This window comes from Erythrobacter colymbi, from assembly GCF_002155685.1.
Classification (GTDB): Bacteria; Pseudomonadota; Alphaproteobacteria; order Sphingomonadales; family Sphingomonadaceae; genus Erythrobacter; species Erythrobacter colymbi.
Genome location: NZ_MUYK01000051.1, coordinates 1 through 2,847 on the forward strand (window position 1 = coordinate 1; position 2,847 = coordinate 2,847).

General features: G+C 62.1%; 1 protein-coding gene and 1 pseudogene. Both read right to left on the reverse strand.

Annotated features, from left to right (window positions below):
- Positions 1-53 precede the first annotated feature (53 nt).
- Positions 54-1,265 (reverse strand): IS256 family transposase, encoded by a 1,212-nt coding sequence (locus BZF57_RS20540; RefSeq protein ID WP_011950834.1) that lies wholly within the window; start codon positions 1,263-1,265, stop codon positions 54-56.
- 369 nt (positions 1,266-1,634) lie between these two features.
- Positions 1,635-2,847 (reverse strand): annotated as a pseudogene (locus tag BZF57_RS20545) (IS3 family transposase); the annotation flags it as partial.

Below are 2,847 nucleotides of genomic sequence, written 5' to 3' on the forward strand. Positions count from 1 at the left end.
GGTCGCGTCCGTCAATGTGGTGTAGAATTGGGTGTGGCCAGCGGGCTGCATTTTCAGGCGGCCTTGGGTGTAATCTGTAGCGGCTGTGCCTCCTCGATCATTGGTGTAGCAAGGGCGGCCATGCCCTCGATCTGCATGTAGCGGTGCTGGAGCTGGTATTCGTCATTCTGCTCCAGCAGGACGGCGCCGACGAGGCGGATGATGCTATCCTCGTTCGGGAAGATGCCGACGACATCGGCGCGGCGCTTCACTTCCTTGTTCAGGCGTTCCAGTGGATTGGTGGAATGTAATTTGACGCGGTGCTGCTCGGGGAAGGTCATGTAGGCCAGCACGTCGTGCTCGGCATCGTCCATGCAGGCGCCGAGCTTTGGCCAGCGGGTACGCAACTGGTCGGCGACCTGGCGCCAGACCTGTGTCGCGGCGGCATGGTCGGGCTGGAGGAAGACCTGGCGGATGGCAGCGGCGACGACGGTGTTCTGGCCCTTGGGCACGTAGGCCAGGGCATTGCGCATGAAGTGGACGCGGCACCGCTGCCAGGTGGCGCTGAGCACGCGAGTGATCGCTGCCTTGAGGCCCTCGTGGGCATCGGAGATGACCAGCTTCACGCCGGTCAGTCCGCGGCGTGCGAGGTCCTTGAGGAAGCTCGACCAGAATGGCTCGGCTTCGGAGGGTCCAATGTGAAGGCCAACGATTTCGCGCTTGCCCTCGGTGTTGACGGCAACGGCTATTATCGCGGCGACACTGACGATCCGCCCGCCCTCGCGCACCTTGAGGTAGGTAGCATCGAGCCAGAGGTAGGGCCAGTCGCCGGTGAGCGGCCGCTTAAGGAAGGCATGGACACGTTCGTCGATATCCTTGCACAGCTTGGACACCGAGGATTTGGAGATGCCGGTCATGCCCATGGCCTGCACCAGCTCGTCGACACGCCGGGTGCTGACGCCGGCGATCCACGCCTCCTGGATCACCGCGACCAGCGCCTTCTCGACGGTCTTCCTGGGTTCCAGGAAGCCAGGGAAGTAGGCGCCGGTCCGTAGCTTGGGAATCCTCAGGTTGAGCGTGCCGAGCCGGGTATCGAGGCTGCGGTCGCGGTAGCCGTTCCGCCAGGTCGTCCGGTCGCCGGAGCGCTCGTGTCGGCTAGCGCCGACCAGGCCATCGACGTCGGCCTCCATGATGATCTGTAATACGCTCTCGGCGATCGTGCGCAGGAAATCTCCATCTCCAGTCTTCGCCATCAGCTCGGCAAGCGGTAGTCTGTCGTCGGTCATCGGGATCAACTCCTCGGTGGGCGTGTGAAGTGTGGTAACTCCACCTTACCGATGAGCCCGGTGGCCACCGAGATCGAAATCGCATGGGGTGGGGCATGCCCCACCCCATGCGATCATCTCAATCTACACCAGAAATTACACCACGAGCGCGGACGCTAACGCCGCTCCGGCCCCGAATATACCGTCACCTGACCCATCGACCACTCCTAAGCGCGCTCAAAAGAGCACGCTAAAGAGCGCTCACCACCCACCTGGACAAGGCGGTCCCCGCCGGATGGATACGTCGCAACCGAACTGTCCGTCGTCAGAACATTTGGCACAGGTCGCGGCGTAAATTAGCGGAGTGCGGGCCTCGTCTGTTGTTGGGTTTTAGGCGGCGAGCTTACGGTGTTGCAAGCGCCGATGTTCAATGGTCTGTCGCTTGATCCTTTCGCGTTGTTTGATGATGGCTGGTGCCCTGCCGAAGTAGGCGTCTGCGGGCGTCACGTTGTTTAGGCTCTCGTGGTATCGGCGGTGGTTGTAGTGCTCGACGAAGGTCTCGATCTGGGCCTCAAGGTCGCCGGGCAGGAAGTAGTTCTCGAGCAGGATGCGGTTTTTAAGGGTCTGGTGCCAGCGCTCGATCTTGCCCTGGGTCTGGGGGTGCATCGGGGCGCCGCGCACGTGGCTCATCTTGTTGGCCTCGATGTATTCAGCCAGTTCGCCCGCGATGTAGCTGGGACCATTGTCGCTGAGCAGCCGGGGCTTGTGCAACACCGTGGCGCTGTCGCATCCGGATGCGACCAACGCTACATCCAGCGTGTCGGTCACATCCTCGGCCCGCATGTTGGTGCACAACTTCCAGGCGATGATGTAGCGCGAGAAGTCGTCGAGCACGGTGGAGAGATACATCCAGCCCCACCCGATGATCTTGAAGTAGGTAAAATCGGTCTGCCACATCTCGTTCGGCCGGGTCGTCTTGGTATGGAACGCATCAGCCGCTTTCACCACGACGTATGCCGGGCTGGTGATCAGATCGTGGGCCTTGAGCAGGCGGTAAACCGTAGCTTCGGACACAAAGTATTGGCGCTCATCGGTAAATCGCACCGCCAGTTCGCGCGGTGACAGCTCGGACTGCTCCAGCGCCATTTCGACGATCTGGTCCTGCACCTCGGGCGCGATCCGGTTCCACACCCGGCCTGGAGCCGATGGCCGATCCGCCAACGCCTCCGGGCCGCCTGCGAGGTAGCGGTCATACCAGCGGTAGAACGTCCGCCGGGCGATGCCGAGTTGGTCCAGCGTTCGCTTGGCAGGCAGGTGGGACTGCTCGACGATCCTGATGATCTCGAGCTTCTCGGATGCGGGATACCTCATTCTTCGTCGCCCCCATCCGCGATCATGCTTTTTTTGAGCAAACGGTTTTCCAGCGTCAGGTCGGCCACGCATTCCTTCAGGGCGCGGGCTTCGCGGCGCAGATCCTGCACCTCGCCAGTGGTCGCGGCACGGGCGGTATCACCGGCCAACCGGCGCTTACCTGCTTCCATAAACTCCTTCGACCAAGTGTAATACAGGCTCTGGGCGATGCCTTCCTTGCGGCACAGCTCTG